Source organism: Pseudoalteromonas sp. SG43-5 (genome assembly GCF_014164345.1).
Lineage (GTDB): Bacteria > Pseudomonadota > Gammaproteobacteria > Enterobacterales > Alteromonadaceae > Pseudoalteromonas > Pseudoalteromonas distincta.
Window position 1 is genome coordinate 17,858 of record NZ_JACJFA010000024.1, and the last position, 18,111, is coordinate 35,968.

Sequence of the window (18,111 nt, forward strand, 5' to 3'; positions counted from 1 at the left end):
TTTTACTAGCTCCTCTATAAATAACAATTTACGCTTAACTTAGTTCATTTTTAATACAAAGCTTCTTTTTAATTTTAGTTTGCCACTCAAGAGCAAGCTCCGGCAATTCGAGTGCTGCTAATAATACACTTTCATAATCTGGATATTTTTTATCAAAAAAAGCCTGGAACAGTTTTTTTACTGATATGTCGTGCGAGGCTTTCTTCTCGATAACAACACTATCACCCGTTTTTGCAACGCCCTGCTCTAGTACCCTAAAATACACGCCAGTGCAGTAATGCTGCGTAAACAGTTTAAGGCTGTTTTTATTATTAAGGGCGATAGCTAATTTAAAACAAGGCACACGAGGCTGGCTTACTTCAAGTAATGCAGTACCAATTCGAATATGGTCACCTATGTGTATATTCGCTTCATCAAGGTCAGAAATCGTGAAGTTTTCGCCAAAGGCACCTACTGCCAAATCATCATTCTCGAGGGTTTGTTTCCAATAATCATAATGATTGTGCGAAAACGCGTAAACCGCTTTATCAACCCCGCCGTGATTAACTAAATCAGCTTGCTCATCCCCTATAATATTTAGCTTTTCAATAACAACAGGTTCGTTAGTTGGCGTTTTGAATATTCCCGTTTTCACCTCTTTACCATTATGAATAAGAGTTTTAATTTTAGAGATATTAGTCGAGATGATTTTCATTGCGATACCAACGGATGAGGAAGTAAAGATTAATTATGCAGGTTTTAAAATTATTATAAATAAATTTAAGCAAAAAAATGACCGCTTAAGACTAAGCAGTCATCTCACAATATACAGTTTTTATTATTCTGCTTGTTTTAAAAAATACGTTTCGGCCAGTCCGTTATGTATTCCAGCTAAGTCTATTTGTATTTCATCGATAAAGTCATGCAACAGACCATTTTTAAGTACTCGTACGTCTTTATTTTCTAACTCAACAATTGCATCATCAATTGATTTAATAATTTCTGTTGAGTTTGGCAAAGGTAAAACCAATGCTTTTAATTCATTCATACAAAATAAAATAGATCGTGGGAATACTTTGCTGTGCATCACAAATTCTATTACATCAGCACGCTGTACTCTAACGCCCATTTCTTGGCGATACATTTGATAAGCACTTAACGAACGCAATAAACTGATCCACTGAATATTATCAAACGGCTTCACTTCTTCTTCATTAGTAATTAACGTAGCAGAGCGAATATCTAAAATTCGCGATGTCATATCTGCGCGCTCTATAATCGAACCAAAGCGGATAAAAACATAGCCCTGATCATGATTAATTGTGGCATCTAACGCCCCAAATATTTGATGGGCTGAATCTATAATCTTTTTTAAATAATCAAAACGTCCGCGCTTTGTTATCCCTTCTTTTTGATTATCTTTTACATAATAATAAAGAGAGTTAATTTCTTCCCATACATCTCGCGGTATTACATCGCGAATTGTACGCGCGCTTTCTCGTGCCGAAGTAATAGAGTTTAAAATTGACGAGCTGTTATCACTACCAACAAGTAAATACCTTAATGCTTTTTGTTCAGTAAAATCAGTATGGTTTTCTGAATACGCTTTACGCACACCAATAATATCAATTAATGGCTCCCAGCCGGTACATACGCCTTTGGGTAAGTCCATCATCAGTAAATTGTTAACGTTGATTAAACGAGCCACATTTTCCGCGCGCTCAATGTATCGAGATACCCAATATAAAGTTTCGCCTACTCTTGATAACATATTATTTAGCCTCTTCGTCAACAATCCAAGTATCTTTACTGCCACCACCTTGTGATGAATTAACCACCAAAGAGCCTTTAACCATAGCAACACGCGTTAATCCACCAGTGGTAACTTGCGTATCTTTACCTGATGATAAAATAAACGGTCTTAAATCGGTATGTCGACCATCTGGTTTATTACCATCAAATGTTGGTACTGTTGATAAATCTAATGTTGGTTGAGCTACCCAATTTCGTGGGTCCGCTTTAATTTGAGCAATACACGCTTCTTGTTCTTTTTTAGTCGATTTAGGACCAATTAATAATCCATATCCGCCAGATTCATTTGCAGGTTTAACAACAAGCTTATCGATATTTTTAATCACATGGTCGCATTCTTTCGGATCTAAACATTTGAACGTTGGGACATTAGCAAGTTTAGCTTCCTCGCCTAAGTAGTACTTAATCATCTCAGGTACATAGGCGTAAACTACTTTGTCATCAGCAACACCTGCGCCTGGTGCATTAACTAAAGCCACATTACCTTTAGACCAAGCACGCATTAATCCAGGGACGCCAAGTTGGGATTCTGGTAAAAAGGCTTCTGGGTCTAAAAATAAATCATCTATACGACGATAAATAACATCAACTCGTTGTAGCCCTGTGATTGTTCTCATGTATACACAGTCATCTTTTTCAACAACTAAATCGCGCCCTTCTACCAGTTCGCAACCCATTTCTTGGGCAAGGTAACAATGCTCAAAATAAGCGGAGTTAAATACCCCTGGAGTAAGTACCACGACTTCTGGTTTATCTTGTGGACGAGGCGACATTGCCGCTAGCATATCAAATAATTGTGAAGGGTAATCATCAACAGGTAAAATCGATACTTGCTCAAATAATTCAGGGAATACACGCTTCATTACAGAGCGATTTTCAAGCATATAAGATACACCAGAAGGAACACGCAGGTTATCCTCAAGCACATACATTGTACCGCTACCATCGCGTACTAAATCTGAGCCACAAATATGCGCCCATATCTTATTTGGCGGGTTTATTCCCACACATTGCTGGCGAAAGTTAACTGATTTTTCTAGTAACCCTTTTGGAAAAACACCATCTTTTATTATTTTTTGGTCGTGGTATAAATCATCTATAAAAAGGTTTAGCGCTTCAACACGTTGCTTTAAACCAACCTCTACGCTTTGCCATTCTTTTTTACCAATAGTTCGAGGAATAATATCAAACGGCCAGGCTCTATCAATCATATTACCTTCGTTGTAAACCGTGAAAGTAATACCCATTTCTTTAATTGCTAAATCAGCAACCGCTCTGGCTTTTACTAATTCTTCTGCTGATAAATTAGCAAAAAATTGTGCTAATTGTGTTCCATGCGATCTAACGTTTCCTTGTGCATCAATTAATTCATCAAAGAAACCTTTTGTTTGGTACGCTTTCCAATCAATTTTCATACACTCTTTCACCTTATCCATCATCATATATGACGTAGTTAAACTGCTATTCCATTCGAATCATATCAACCGCTACATCAAGCAATTGACTACCGCCACCAAATACCACTCCTTTTAAAGGAGTTACGTCAGAAAAGTCTCGCCCTACCGCTAGAGTAATATGCTGATCGCGTGGTAAAACATTATTTGTTGGATCAAAATCAACCCAGCCAAAGTTTGGCACAAATACCGCAAACCATGCATGAGTTGCATCTGCACCTTCTAGCTTTTCTTCGCCTTCTGGCGGCATGGTTTCTATGTACCCACTTACGTATCGACCTGCTAACCCTACGCTACGTAAGCATGCAAGCGCAAAGTGTGCAAAGTCTTGGCAAACGCCCCTTTTTTGTGCAAAAACAGTGCTCAAAGGCGTACTAATTGTTGTAAAACCAGGATCATAATGAAATTCATGAAAAATCCGTGCCATTAAATCTTTGCATGCAGAAATTATATTTTTGTGTGCATCAAACGAAATTAATGCGTATTCCTTAATTCCTTTATCTATTGGAATAAGTTGTGAAGGTAGTACAAATTCAGACGTTTTTAATAATTCTGCCGTATTTGGTTTAACCAATAAATCACGTACTTTTCGCCAAGTAATATCAACACTCTCTAAATTGCTATTAGCGCCGACTAACAGTTCTACCTCGCTGATCATCGTTACTTTAAGTTTTTTATGCTGTATTGCTATTTCAAACGCTGTTACCTGATTATTAAAATAATCAGTAAATGTTTGTAAGTAAGTCGGAGTAGGTTCAATTTCTATACGACTACTGTGGCATATTTGCCCGCGATTCGTTTTTGGCGTTAATCGCGCTTGGTTTTGACACAAACTAACAAAGTCTGAATAGTTGTATGTAGTCGAGTGCTTTATTTTATATTTCACGATTGAGCTTGCTCAATATTAGTCCAGTTCAATTTATTTGCCGTTTGGGTATGAGAAAAATACTGTAGTAATAATACATCACAAAATGTATCTAAGTTCATACGCGTATTATGGTTAAATTCGATTAACTGGTTACGTTGTCCATTTTCACTTTTTTGTAGGTAATCTTTCTCAGTTACATAACAACTTGTTTTAGATAGTAAAATTGCTTTTTCGTGTGCCGCAATTACGCCTTGCCTGCGTTTTGTGGGTAAATGCTTACATAACTTATTAATTTCCTCTAACTGAAATAATAAAGAACGTGGGTATTCAGCATCTAAAAGTAATAGCTCAAGTCCTGTACCAATGGTTTGATACATTCTGTATCGGCGCTTATGCGTAACTAAACTAACTTGGCAACTTAGTACTGCTTCAAGTAAGCCAAGCTCTTCGGGCTCGTCTAACTCTTTGGTTAATAAAGCCGCACTTAATGATGTTATTTGTAAGCTACGCTCTACTCTTCTGCCCATTTCGAGTAAAAACCAGCCATTACTATTTGGCATACAATCTGTAATCGAGCCATTAAAAGCCATAATTGAGCCTATAACTCTATCTAGGCTGCTTTGCATTGCACGCGTTGGAATATTAATATTTACATTTTTAAATACTTTAATTTGCTCATTAATATCATCAATTATTCGGCGGCTATCATGAGATAGTAATTCTTGAATTTGCACCGACGCATTAGCAATGTACTTTATTGTATTAATAATACTGCCAGCGCATTGCTCGTCTGCAAGGAGTTGAAAAGCAGTTTCTTTAGACAGATTTACATCAATGCCATCTAGTTTTAAATCAGGTTCTACATATGGATAAACAATATATTGCGACCTAATGGCATTAGAAAGCCGTGCAACTATACTTTTTCGTATTGAATCTGGGTAAACAGAAAATTCGGTGTACTTGTCTATAAAAATACGCAATATACGTATGGTATTTTCGCAGCGTTCTAAGTATCGGCCCAACCAAAAAAGGTGCTCAGCCGTACGGCTCGAAATAACCCCTTCGAGTAGCGTTACATCCATTCTTTTTCTAATTGGTACCGGTGGATTATGCTCGCCTAAATCAACTCTATCGGCTGTATTTATCCATGTATCTTTGATCCAACCAGATACTCTTGGGTTGTTACTTTTTTCGTTCGAAAAACACAGTGCTGAAGGAAGTACTTCTACGCCATTTTCAGTGGTTAATGCATAGCATCTAAACACCACTGGCTTGGAGATTAATTGCCCGTCATGCCAAAATGGTGCACTGCTAAAAGAAGGTTTTTCTTGGAAAAAGTAATTATCGGGTTCTTTGCTAATAAGTAGCTTTATTTCTTGCTCGTCTAACACTCCATCTAACTTGAGTGTAGGGTCTATAGCAGATAGTAGTTCGAGGTTATTCCAATCAACGGCTTGCGCTTCTTTTACACTTAAATAATTTGGCTCACCTAATAACAGCGGTTGTTTTAAAATTTGCTGCGATAACTTTTCTAAGTTGCACTTTATTGAAGGTGACGAGAGCACACCGCTACCAAACGGGTTTAAAACCTTAACCGACCCTTGTCGTACCGATTGTAATAAGCCCGGAATACCATGAAGTGAATATTCAGTTTGCTCTAAAGAGTCAATACAACGATCAGAAACCCAGCGTAAAATGACATTAATTTTACCCAAGCCTTGTAACGATTTTAAACAAACGTCACCACCACGTACGGTTAAGTCGGCGCTTTGTACTAATGTGTAGCCAAAGTAGGTAGATAGGAATGCATGCTCGTTGTAGTTAGGGTCATCAATTCCTTGGGTTAAAATTACAATTCGTGGGTCATCCATATAATGGGTATATTCGTTAATACCCTCTTGGAATAAATTTAAAAATTCTTTAATTTGCTGAACATTACATTCTGCAAATTCTTCAGCCATTACACGCCTTGCAATAATACGGCTTTTAATTAATAGCCCTAAGCCTAACGGGCACTGACAATGATCGCTTAATACTTTAAATTCGCCTGTTGGCGTGCGGTAAACATCTAATGCAGTAAAAAATAGTGTTAATTCGTTACTAGGTAAGCTAAAACCTTCGCGTAAGTAATTAGGGTCTTGAAAAAGCTGCTTTGCAGGAATATGACCATCGACTAATAATGTTTGGTCACCGTAAATATCTTGCTGAATTTTATTTAATAAAAGGGTTCTTTGTTTTATTCCCTCTTCGAGCAATGCCCAATCGGCTTTAGATAACATAAATGGCAATGGGTCGAAGTGCCACTGCTTATTGCTTTCATTTTTAATATTGCCATTTTGTAGCAATTGGCTAATTTCTGTAGCGCGGCTACTAACATCATCTGCTGTTAGACTAGCTAAACGCTTAAATAAAGTATCCCAATGGTCTGGGTTTAAACCACTGTGGTTTGCTAGTTCATCATGTCCATGTGATTTATCAAGGTATAAAGACAACCACTCAGGCAATTCCGGCATCGCGTTATTGTTAATATACAAGCTGAAAGCGCTCCAATTTATAGTAAATAGCCGTGTTCATAATGATGCTTTAAAAATATTTAGTCATTCCACTTTAAATAATTTCAAAGTGGAATGACACAACTATCAATTATTATTTAAAGTTAGGCTGCCTGCGTAAATCCAAGGTATTTGGATAATCAGGATTACTACTTTCTTCATCAGGCACTACGTATTCACTTGCGCTTTGCGCCGATTGAAAACTATGCGTAACCGCCGATGGGCTCCAGCTTGGTTCTGCTGATGCAAGTAAAGATGGTGTATGCCCATGCTCCCAAAATCTTGCAACCCTGCGCCCTTCTGCTTCAAATGCATTAACCGGTAGCGTTTCAGGATTACGCCCACCAGCATGGCTCACATGATATACAAAGCCTCCAACTGAACGTCCTTCCCACGTATCGATTAAATCAAAAACTAATGGTGCATGTACGCCAATAGTTGGGTGAAGCGCTGTAGGTGGTTGCCAAGCTCTGTATCGTATACCCGCGACCATTTCATCTTTTGCTTTACCTTTAACCGGTTTAAGCGGCACTCTTCGACCATTACACGTTACAACATAGCGGTCGCTCATTGTTCCTTGTACTTTTATCTGTACTCTTTCTAATGACGAATCCACATAGCGCGCCGTACCCGACGCACTCGCCTCTTCGCCCAGTACATGCCAAGGCTCGATTGCGGTTCTAAGCTCAAGTGTAACGTTATCAAGTTCTCGCGTACCACATACCGGAAACCTAAATTCAAAAAATGGATTTAACCAACTTAACTGAAATTGAAAACCTGCCTGTTGTAAATCGCGGCTTACTTCAGCTAAATCGTTTTCTACATATTGTGGCAATAAAAACTTATCGTGTAACTCAGTACCCCAACGTATTAATGGCTTGTGGTAAGGTTTTTTCCAAAACCAAGCAAGTAAAGTACGCAACAGCAGCATTTGCACTAAGCTCATTTGTGAATGCGGAGGCATTTCAAAGCCTCTAAATTCTACAATCCCTAAACGACCTGTGGCTGAGTCGGGTGAATAGAGCTTATCTATACAAAACTCTGCTCTGTGCGTATTACCCGTTAAATCCACTAATAAATTACGAAGTAGCCTATCAACTAACCAAGGTTCAGGCACCTCACCTTCGGGCATATGCGAAAAGGCAATTTCTAGCTCGTATAAAACTTCATCACGGGCTTCATCCACTCGCGGTGCTTGGCTTGTAGGACCAATAAAAAGCCCCGAAAATAAATACGATAAACCAGGATGATGCTGCCAATAGGTAATAAAACTTCTTAAAATATCGGGTCTGCGTAAAAATGGGCTTTGCTCAGGTGTTTCGCCACCCAGCGTTACGTGGTTACCACCACCAGTACCTGTATGACGACCATCTGCCATAAACTTATCGGTACCTAATCGGCATTCTTTTGCTAAACCATATAGCGTTGTAGTTCGACTGACTAATTGATCCCACGATGTTGAAGGATGAATATTTACTTCAATAACACCTGGATCTGGCGTTACAGCGTATTTTTCTACGCGGCTATCTTTAGGTGGGCTATAGCCTTCAATAACAAGCGGCATTTTAAGTTCTTTAGCCACACTCTCTATACTACTTATTAAACCCATGTAATGTTCAAAATGACTTGTTGGTGGCATAAATATATATAAACGCCCCTCTCTCACTTCCATTACAAGCGCAGTTTTAACCATTTCTTTACCAATAAAGCCCTTTTTAAGCTTTTTAGCTTTGGTAAAATTTTCTGGAATATCAAACGGGTCGCGGTCAATAATATTGCCGCTCCACTCAAGGCTGTCTAAAGGTAGGCGATAACCAAGTGGTGATTCACCCGGTAATAAAAAACAATGACCCCGTTTAAACTCCCACGTACACGACTGCCAACAGTTTTTACTATCGTTCCATTTTAAAGGTAGAACATAGCCAACAGGCTTTTCTATGCCTTTATCCATTTTAGCTAAAAAGCCTTTTCGGCTCATTGCATGGAGAAGTTCTGGTTGATCTGGCTTTATTTCGGTAGGTAATGAGGCTTCTTGCCACATGTGATATAAAATATCTTCATAAGCCGTAGTAAGTGCCTTGGTTTCAAGACCAAGTGAGTCACACAGTTTATCAGCAAACTTTTTAGTATCGGTATGATCAAATTTATAATCTTTATTAGGATCGGCTAATAGTGCGGCATCTTGCCATAAAGGCTCGCCGTCTTTGCGCCAATAGCACGCATATTGCCAACGTGGTAATGGCTCACCCGGATACCATTTACCTTGTCCGTAATGAGTAAAGCCACCTTTTGTGTATACTTTATTCATTTCTACAAATAAATTTTGAGCTAATATTCTTTTTTCTTTGCCATCGGCATCAGTATTCCACTGAGGATGTTCCATATCGTCAATAGAAATAAACGTAGGTTCGCCGCCCATGGTTAAATGTATGTTTTCTTCATTGTAAACATTGTCAACGTGCTGACCTAAACGGTTAATTGCCGCCCACTGCGCCTCAGAATACGGCTTAGTAACACGTGGGTCTTCGTGTACACGCGTTACTTTATTATAAAAGCTAAACTCAGATTTACAGTCATCTATACCGCCGGTTACCGGCGCTGCCGAGCTTGGCTCTGGCGTACACGCCAATGGAATATGACCTTCACCAGCAAATAAACCCGAGGTAGGATCAAGCCCTATCCAACCTGCACCCGGAATATACACCTCGGTCCATGCATGCAAATCGGTAAAATCTTCTTCTGGACCGCTTGGGCCATCTAGTGATTTTTGATCTGAGGTTAGCTGTACTAGGTAACCCGATACAAATCGAGATGCCAACCCTAAATGACGAAACAATTGTACTAATAACCAAGCAGAATCACGACACGAACCTGTTTTTTTACTTATTGTTTCGTTCGGTGTTTGTACGCCAGGTTCTAAACGAATGCCATAACCAACTAACTCATAAATAGCTTGATTAACAGCCACTAAAAAATCAACGCTTCTAAGCGGCTCTTTAGGGTTTAAAGATTCAATTAATTCTTTAAATTTTGGACTGGCTTTGCGTTTTTTTAAATAAGGAGAGAGTTCTGACTTTGAAATAGCATCGTAAACAAACGGGAAGTTTTCGGCGTAATCTTCTAAAAAGAAATCAAAAGGATTAATAACCGTTAGTTCGGCGACCAAATCAACTGTAAAACTAAATTCGGTGGTTGGTTTGTTAAAAACCACCCTTGCTTGGTAATTACCAAAAGGGTCTTGTTGCCAATTTATATAATGATCTTCTGGTACTATTTTTAAAGAATAGCTTTTAATTTTTGTACGGCTATGTGGCGCTGGACGTAATCGGAATATATGCGGCCCCATATTAACTGACCGGTCGTATTTATACTGAGTATGGTGCGAAATCCCAACTGTAATTGTCATCTATTAATTCCCCTTTAATAATGTATGGCCACAATATAACGCTGAAAATATTATTTGGACTAATTCACTTTTGCAATTTTTATACCAAAAGACTTGCTTAAGTAGTACTGTTCATCCACTCGCGGCTCTTGCACAAAGCAACGTTATGCATAAAGGTTTTGACCTAATTAATAGGAAAAACACACCTATTCAATAAATAGTAAACTTAGTGTAATTTAAACCATCAATTTTAGATTTTTAATGGTGCAGAAAACGCACCAAAATAGTGCTTTAAAATAACTTACAATTAAATCCTGTTAATTTAAAATATTGAAATAAAACAAATATATTTAGATTTTTTAAAATACTCACTGCGTTATTTATACCGCTAAACTGATATAATTAAAAGGATTTATTTAGAGTTTAAAAATCATTCAAAGTAATTATTAAATAGTAAGAAATAGTTCACGATAAAGCTGCTGTTAAAGTAAGTAACGGTGCTATACTAGATCGATTTTTAACCGCTTACGTTACAGCAAAACTAACAATCTCTATGAGATAAAACAAGCAACTTTTAATACATAGATGCTTACTTTAAAGATTAGCTTTGCAGTGGTGTGTTTTCATTTCAGACAAAACAGAACTCGTCCAATTTGAAAAACCAGCACACCTCACTAACCTGTTAATTTTTCATTATCATCAAAGCTAAAGGTAATGCAGCACTAGGGCGTGTTGTTCTTTGGTGGTTGAATTTGCAGCAGTGTGTTTGGTATTTAAGCAAGGCAGAGTCTATGATGTGTGGTTGTTCCCCATACATAGGCGATAACGCAGCATAAATGCCAAACATGCGCTGCCCCTGGGTTCTTTCTAGGGACGATTGACTCTTTGTTGCTCGGTTTTTACTTAGCCCACTAGGGTACAAACCTCGCGCCGCGATTAAATCGCCCCTAGATTGAACAAATTTCAATCCCAAAAATCAACACGCCCTAGCGTATTTAAGATTTTTTAAATCAACCCAATCTACCTAATAGGATATTCTCTTATGCAAAAGCTAACAGATGTCGGTGAAAACTTAGTTAATGGTATAGCATCTCGTTATAACCTCAGTCACGATGCAGTAATTCACATGTTAGTTAGCGTTAATAATGGCGGTTGCTCAATGGCACAGTTTAATTGCCCAGAACTTGGTGGTTCTGGTCAATGGATGCGTGGCGGAATGACAATGGTTGGCGACATGTTTAACAACGGTTTAAAATCAACCGTTGATAACTTGTGCAACGAACTTGCTAATATATTGAGCAATAACCAAATATTTCCGGTTATTCCTGCAGGATCGCCTGGCAGCAATCAGTGGTGGCCAGGTAATCTAGGCAGCCCATTTAGCAGTGGTGCGCAAAATAATATTCGCTACGCTATATTCCCTAATCGCTTAGCCGTTGAATTAAATGGACAAGTGAGCGTATACGACACGTTAGATCATAATATTGGTGGTGTAAGCCAACAGCAAGGCAATAATACTTCTCTTACATTTAACAGTCAGTGGGGGACAATTAATGTAAATACCCTGCCATTAATTTCAGGGCAAACGCCAACGCCTCCAGAACCACAAAAAGATTTTACGCAGCAAGGAACGCAGCCGAATTTTGCATCGTCAACACCAAACCAAGTTGAAGCACCGGCTAATAATACTGTGGGACAATACTCGGTAGACGAAACACTTCAAATTATTGAAAAGTTAGCACAACTTCGCGACTCTAATGCGTTGAGTGATGATGAATTTAATATTAAAAAGTCTGAACTTTTAAAAAGGATTTAACCACTATCCTCCAATAGCATAGCGCTAAGTAAAAGTGGTTTATACGGTCTCTTTTTTATTCGGTAACATATGAAAACATTTAAATGTAATTGCACAGATCAACTTATTTTATTTTTTGAAAGCAGCCATTGTTTGGCTTGCGGCAGAACCGTGGGTATTGATGATGAGTTCGACCAAGTTGAACCCTATGAAATTGATGAGCAATCGGGGTTATTTTACAAAGCAGAAGCGCCTGAAGTTTTTTATAAAAAATGTGATAACAACGCTCAGTATCACGTATGCAATGGTATGGTTAATTTAGACACCTTTATACCTGTTGCCGATAAAGACGAAGTGCTGTGTTTTTCATGCCGCTTTAATGAAACGGTGCCCGATTTAAGTATTGTTGAACATATTCCATTATGGAAAAAAATGGAGACAGCAAAACGTCGCGCTTTGTATACATTAAAATCATTATCACTCCCTTTAAATACAACGATTCAAGAACCTGAAAGCGGATTAAGCTTCGATTTTATAGCAGACCGTAACGTAAGCGATCACTTTGTAAGCCCTATTATAGGTCAAGACGTTGTATTTACAGGACACGATTGCGGGCATATCACTATAAACCTAGCCGAGGCAGACGACGTAGCACGCTCTCAAGCTAAAATAGCAATGGGCGAGCGTTACCGTACTTTACTTGGCCATTTTCGCCATGAACTCGGTCATTATTATTTTGATCAACTAATCGCAAATTCACCAAAAAAACATGCTTTATGTAAGCAATATTTTGGTGATGACGAATTAGATTACCAGCAAGCGCTCGATACTCATTACAAACAAGGCGCTCCTGCTAACTGGCATGAAACCTTTATCAGTGAATACGCTACTATGCACCCTTATGAAGACTGGGCGGAAACATGGGCGCATTACATGCATATTATCGATACTTTAGAAACAGCCAAAAACTTTTCAATTACAGGCTCAACAACGGGTAATGAGTTTGAATTAGATGAAGCAGACGAGCTTAGATTGCCACAAAGTGCATATTACTTTAATTCACAAACATCGATTGATGCTATTTTAGATACTTGGATGGAATTTTCGATCATTCTAAATTCACTAAATCGCAGCATGGGACTTGCCGATGCCTACCCATTTGTATTAACTCAAGCGGTGCGAACTAAGTTATCTTTCATCCATCATGCTATCCATAACAGGCTAAATTTAATGCCTGATTTGAGCATTGGAAAAGTGTAATAAAATAAGTTCAGTCCAAAAAACATTTTAATAAAGAGCCATTTATTCTTGCTATGACTTTTCATGCATCGGTAGGTGGCTTTTTTATGATGAGCAAAAAGCCGTAAAAATAGTATATCCCCTACTTTCTCGCTGAAGCTTTGTTAGTTTGTCACAGCGAGGTTATTCTTGAGTCGACTTATAATTTTTTCTTGGTAAATACTAACTGTAGAAAACTTTTGTATTGAAACAAATAAGTCAGTTAGTTTTTCGTTTGATATATCAGTGATATTAATCCCTTTATATATAATAGGTGCATTATTTTGTCTGGTTAGATTATTCGACAGTAAAATATTCAATTTTACTGTACGTGCTAACTCTTCTTGATATAGAAAAAATTCTCTTAAATGTGTGCTAACAATATTGGCTGGTTTTGATCTGTCTATCATTAAAATTTCGTCAATTAGTCGATTTAACCTGCTGCGAGACTCTATTGCTTCGTCGAGAATATCTAACCAATTAAGTTCGCTATTTGATAGTAAAGCTAAAAAATATACCGTACGTGCTTTATTGTAATTAATAAAACCAGGCCACATAACATCTTCGCTAGATACTTTAAGTGCTTTATCGAACTGCTCAGCGGCAGATTTAAGATACATACTTACTTCTTCAAGTATTGATGGCTCTATGGTATTAATATTTTTTTGAGCCAGCTCTAAACCATCAATCGACAAAATATCTACAGAGTTCATATTTAGCGACTCTCGCAGCAAATGCATGCCTTTTTTGTTGTAATACAAACCTAGGTAATTATGGTAAATGGTTTTTGTCACTGGATTACGAAGAATTGGACCTCTCACATGAAGTAAGTCTGCATGAATATTAAAATTATCATCAGCTACAAAACTTTGGTAAGACACAACAGCTTTAAATAGCTTTATCGTTTCCGTTATTTGAATTGAATTACCTTTACTCACCGAGTGCAATATTTCACAGCGCCTATCAACTTCTGACAAAATTGTATCCATACGCTTTTTATAAAGTACTTTGTTAGTTTCTGATGCATTAAAAACAGCTGGAAATAATACAATTAGGTCAATTATATACTGAAGGGTATCGGCAAAAAGAACGGCGGTTTCTGACTCTTTTTTTAGTTTATGCTCAATAGAGTCAAAAATTTCTTTCTCTAGTGTATTTTCATTTTGGGACTTAAACTGATTAATTAACTCTGGAAGTGAGGTTACGTAATTTTCATTATCTAAAATGTTACCTTCCATTTTGCTAATATTATTTACACTATCAATTGATGTATATGTTCTAACAGTAATAAATAAAGCTAATAAGGCTAATAAGGCTAATAAGGCTATACAAAAGCTTACTGTTGATATGGTAAAGCTCAGTAAATCTTTACCTTCTTTTAAATCATATACCCATACAGCAAGAAAAGCTGAAAGTAGAACAAGTAATAATATTGTAAAATATAACATTTTTGATGTGCGCATATGTCTTCCAGACTTGGGTCGAGCTAACAATCTAATATTGCTGATTTATAACACGAAAAACGCAGACTTCACACGCAAACTGAGAGCTATATAACCTCTGTAGAGCACAAGTAATGAAATATCTGCATCACTTTTCCCACTTATCCAGCGCTTGTTTGTCACTTTGTTTAAACTCAACCCAATTTGATGAGTCTTTAAAGTGCTCTTTTTTCCAAAACGTGGCGTGGTTTTTTAAGTAATCCATAATAAATTGTGCGCCTTCGAACGCGGCTTGGCGATGGCGGGACGTTACGCCTACAAATACAATTTGCTCGCCAAGTGCTAAGTAACCAACGCGGTGAATAATAAATATTCGCGCCAGTTGCCAGCGAGTTTGTGCTTGCTCTGCAATAGATTGAAGGAGTTGCTCGGTCATACCAGGGTAGTGTTCAAGCTCAAGTGCAATAACGTTATCGCCACTGCTGAACTCTCTTACCAAACCTGTGAAGGTGACAACAGCGCCATCGCTTTTATTATTACTACAAAGCGTATTGTGCTCGTCACCTACATTAAAATCATCGGTTTGTACTTGAATATGTATGCTCATTAGCCACCTGTAACCGGCGGGAAAAAGGCAAGCTCATCCCCTGCTTTCACTATTTCGTCGCTTGATGACATAGTTTGGTTAAGCGCTGCAAGTAGCTCACGCTCTTCCAGCCACGGTTGCCAGTGCGGGTATTGACTCACTAATTTTAATTTAAGCTCTGAAATAGTAAGCGGCTGCGTAATCTCAAGACTTAATTTACTGCACTTTAACCGCTCTTTTAGTTGCCCAAAAAACAATAACTCTACTTTCCCGGCGCTAGATATTGCATCGTTTGGATTAATCGCGTTGCCAACTACCATTTTTGCCCCCTGCTTTTTGAGTAACGCGCATGCCGCTAATTTCCATTAGTGGGTCGGCTGCTTTACACATATCAAACAAAGTAAGGCTAGCCACAGATACCGCTGTTAACGCTTCCATTTCAACCCCCGTTTTACCTGCAAGTTTGCAGTAGCTGGTTATTTTAATTTGGCTGTTTGCTTCATCAAGTTCAAAATCAACAGCGACTTTACTAAGTGCAAGCGGATGACAAAGCGGAATTAAATCAGCGCATTTTTTAGCGCCTTGAATACCTGCAATGCGTGCCACGCCTAACACATCACCCTTTTTGTTTTGATTAAGCATTACTTGTTCAAAGGCAAGCTTGCTCATGCTAATAAATGCTTCAGCTGAGGCATCGCGCAAGGTTACGTCTTTGAGCGATACATCAACCATATTCGCTTGGCCGTTTTCGTCAACGTGACTCAACATACTATTGCTCACGCGATTCACACTTTTTACCAATGGTAATGTGCGGTACAAAGTTACACGGTTTATGCATTGAGTTAAGTTGATCTTTTATTATGCCTGTCCACGCAGTTTTACATGCGCCTGTAGAGCCTGGCATACAAAAAATAACGGTGTTATTAGCAAGTCCTGCCAATGCACGAGATTGAATAGTAGAGTTACCAATTTCGCCGTACGATATGTGCCTAAATAGCTCACCAAAACCGTCTACGCTTTTATCAAACAGCGGCGCAAATGCCTCTGGTGTTGAATCGCGCTCAGTAAAACCTGTACCGCCAGTCACTAAAATAGCATGAATGGTGTCATCGGCTATCCACTGCGATGCCACTGCACGCATTTGGTAAACGTCATCTTTAACTATGTCTTTATCAGCTAAGTGATGACCAGCTTCAGTTAGCGCTTTAATTAAGTAATGACCAGAAGTATCGGTAATCGCATCGCGTGTATCGCTTACCGTCATTACGGCAATGTTTAATGCTATTTGTGACTCAGTTGTGTGACTCATAATGTTCTTCTTAATTGATTAATGCTTTGGTCAAAATGCTCATTTACAGCTTTAAATTGCGCCGGTGTATTGGTGTTTATTAATGCGTGCGCTTTATTACATAAAAGCGTTTGCACACCAATGCTTTGGGTAAACTGTTTTATTGATTTATGACTGTTAGCGTTTGTGAGTATGTGTTTTAAATGATTTTTTACACTGCTTGTATTACGAATATACAGCGGTAGTGGTTCATTTTCAAAGTGCCAAGCATGTATTTGTGACTGATTTAATTGATTGCTCACACTTTGTACGTTATTTGACTGAGAAGCCAGCACAATTATGCTTAACAAACTACTCGTAAGTAGAGGCATATCTACCGCAGTAATAAGTAAGTCGTGCTCAGTGGCTATTAATGTGGAATAAATTCCGCCAAGGGGTCCACTATTTGGGTATATATCTTTAACGTACTTTTCTGAGGGATAATCGCTCGGTGAATAATGGTTCAATGACTTGACTGGATTTGTAACGTTGCGACTTATAAGTATGTTTTTAGCGCCTACGTCTTTTAATAAATCACACGCATTGTGCAATAGCGTTTTATTTTTTAAAACTAAATCGGCTTTGTCTGTGCCCATTCTTGATGACTTACCACCAGCAAGCACAACACCTGTAAAATCTCGCTTAAGTTTCATATCAGCCGCCTAACATGGCTAAGTGAGTTGTCGCACCTGTTAAGCGTTTATCCAGCTCATGGCTTATTTCTTTATTGCCCATAGCGGCTTGAATTGCCTTTACGGTCGCTGCAGTATCGTCCTCGTTTAGTAGTTCGCGTAAATCTATACCTTGCTCTGCAAATAAACATAAGTGTAATTTACCCAGAGCCGACACCCTCAAGCGATTACAACTTTTACAAAAGTCTTTACTGTAAGGCATTATTAAACCAATACGACCATCGTAATCAGGATGACAAAATTCCTCAGCGGGTCCGTTTAATTTCCCCCTAACGACTTGTAACCAACCTTGGTCGAGTAATTGGGCTTTAACCGTTTGCCCACTTAAGTGGTTTTCTTCAAAAAATGTTGCGCCGTCACCGGTTTCCATTAATTCTATAAAGCGCACTGTAACTTTGTGGTGTTTTACCCACGCTAAAAAATCCTTCAATTGGTTTTTATTAAACTGCTTGGCAAGCACTGCATTTATTTTTATATCTTTTATGCCCAGATCTACCGCGCGTTCAATCCCTTTTAAAATAAGGTTAAGTTTGTCGTGCCCTGTTATGAGTTTAAACATACTCGGATTTAAGCTATCAATACTGACATTAAGCGCATCAAGCCCTGCCTCAGCAAATTCATCAATTTTCTTTAATAAATTAAACCCGTTGGTAGTAATGGCTACTTTTTCTATGCCAGGTGTATTTTTACAGAGTTTTATAATATCGGTTACGTCGTTTCGCAAGCACGGTTCGCCACCTGTAATGCGTACTTTTTTAGTACCTAGCTCTGCAAACGCATTTACTAGCGTGCTAATTTCGTTTTTATTTAAAAAATTACGCGGCGTATCGCACTGATACCCGTTTGGTAAACAATAACTACAACTAAAATTACATACATCAGTTATTGAGAGGCGCAAATAGTTAAACTGCCGACCAAATTGATCATTAAGCATATGCTTC

The 18,111-nt window shown here is 38.3% G+C and carries 15 protein-coding genes; 2 read left to right on the forward strand and 13 right to left on the reverse strand.

What is annotated here, in order from left to right; all coding sequences use genetic code 11:
• Positions 1-34 precede the first annotated feature (34 nt).
• The 6 genes from H5161_RS17915 to H5161_RS17940 form a co-directional block, all read right to left on the reverse strand.
• Positions 35-694 (reverse strand): MOSC domain-containing protein, encoded by a 660-nt coding sequence (locus H5161_RS17915; RefSeq protein ID WP_024604871.1) that lies wholly within the window; start codon positions 692-694, stop codon positions 35-37.
• A gap of 123 nt (positions 695-817) precedes the next feature.
• Positions 818-1,750, reverse strand: coding sequence for an alpha-E domain-containing protein (locus H5161_RS17920; RefSeq protein WP_007585221.1), 933 nt, complete (start codon positions 1,748-1,750; stop codon positions 818-820).
• Between the two features lies 1 nt (position 1,751).
• The gene (locus H5161_RS17925) at positions 1,752-3,206 is read right to left on the reverse strand and encodes a circularly permuted type 2 ATP-grasp protein (protein WP_007585223.1); all 1,455 of its coding nucleotides are present in this window, start codon (positions 3,204-3,206) and stop codon (positions 1,752-1,754) included.
• A 46-nt stretch (positions 3,207-3,252) separates the two neighbouring features.
• Positions 3,253-4,131 (reverse strand): transglutaminase family protein, encoded by an 879-nt coding sequence (locus tag H5161_RS17930; RefSeq protein WP_182695782.1) that lies wholly within the window; start codon positions 4,129-4,131, stop codon positions 3,253-3,255.
• The gene (locus tag H5161_RS17935; RefSeq protein ID WP_182769796.1) at positions 4,128-6,647 is read right to left on the reverse strand and encodes a circularly permuted type 2 ATP-grasp protein; all 2,520 of its coding nucleotides are present in this window, start codon (positions 6,645-6,647) and stop codon (positions 4,128-4,130) included. Before H5161_RS17935 ends, H5161_RS17930 begins: the two co-directional genes overlap by 4 nt.
• Positions 6,648-6,759: 112 nt before the next feature.
• On the reverse strand, positions 6,760-10,071 hold the full coding sequence (locus H5161_RS17940; RefSeq protein WP_182769797.1) for a DUF2126 domain-containing protein: 3,312 nt from the start codon (positions 10,069-10,071) through the stop codon (positions 6,760-6,762).
• 1,021 nt (positions 10,072-11,092) lie between these two features.
• Between H5161_RS17940 and H5161_RS17945 the strand changes: the two genes are divergently transcribed.
• Both H5161_RS17945 and H5161_RS17950 read left to right on the forward strand, forming a co-directional pair.
• Positions 11,093-11,866, forward strand: a complete 774-nt coding sequence (locus tag H5161_RS17945; RefSeq protein ID WP_182720472.1) for an SHOCT domain-containing protein — start codon at positions 11,093-11,095, stop codon at positions 11,864-11,866.
• A 69-nt stretch (positions 11,867-11,935) separates the two neighbouring features.
• Positions 11,936-13,105 carry a putative zinc-binding metallopeptidase gene (locus H5161_RS17950; RefSeq protein ID WP_182720471.1) on the forward strand — a complete coding sequence of 390 codons (1,170 nt, stop codon included), beginning with the start codon at positions 11,936-11,938 and terminating at the stop codon, positions 13,103-13,105.
• Between the two features lie 143 nt (positions 13,106-13,248).
• Here the strand turns inward: H5161_RS17950 and H5161_RS17955 are convergent, their stop codons facing one another.
• The 7 genes from H5161_RS17955 to moaA all read right to left on the reverse strand — a co-directional run bounded on the left by H5161_RS17955 (position 13,249) and on the right by moaA (position 18,104).
• Positions 13,249-14,586, reverse strand: a complete 1,338-nt coding sequence (locus H5161_RS17955) for a hypothetical protein (RefSeq protein WP_182769798.1) — start codon at positions 14,584-14,586, stop codon at positions 13,249-13,251.
• A 127-nt stretch (positions 14,587-14,713) separates the two neighbouring features.
• Complete coding sequence (gene moaE, locus H5161_RS17960) at positions 14,714-15,172, reverse strand: molybdopterin synthase catalytic subunit MoaE (RefSeq protein ID WP_182769799.1); 459 nt, start codon at positions 15,170-15,172, stop codon at positions 14,714-14,716.
• A complete protein-coding gene (locus H5161_RS17965) occupies positions 15,172-15,471 on the reverse strand; it encodes a MoaD/ThiS family protein (RefSeq protein ID WP_182695789.1) in 300 nt (99 codons plus the stop codon). Before H5161_RS17965 ends, moaE begins: the two co-directional genes overlap by 1 nt.
• Entirely contained in the window at positions 15,449-15,919 is a 471-nt protein-coding gene (gene moaC, locus H5161_RS17970) for a cyclic pyranopterin monophosphate synthase MoaC (protein ID WP_007375236.1), read from the reverse strand. Before moaC ends, H5161_RS17965 begins: the two co-directional genes overlap by 23 nt.
• A gap of 1 nt (position 15,920) precedes the next feature.
• Complete coding sequence (gene moaB, locus H5161_RS17975; protein WP_182695790.1) at positions 15,921-16,460, reverse strand: molybdenum cofactor biosynthesis protein B; 540 nt, start codon at positions 16,458-16,460, stop codon at positions 15,921-15,923.
• Complete coding sequence (locus H5161_RS17980) at positions 16,457-17,131, reverse strand: molybdenum cofactor guanylyltransferase (protein WP_182769800.1); 675 nt, start codon at positions 17,129-17,131, stop codon at positions 16,457-16,459. Before H5161_RS17980 ends, moaB begins: the two co-directional genes overlap by 4 nt.
• A 1-nt stretch (position 17,132) precedes the next feature.
• On the reverse strand, positions 17,133-18,104 hold the full coding sequence (moaA, locus tag H5161_RS17985; protein WP_182769801.1) for a GTP 3',8-cyclase MoaA: 972 nt from the start codon (positions 18,102-18,104) through the stop codon (positions 17,133-17,135).
• Positions 18,105-18,111: the final 7 nt, after the last annotated feature.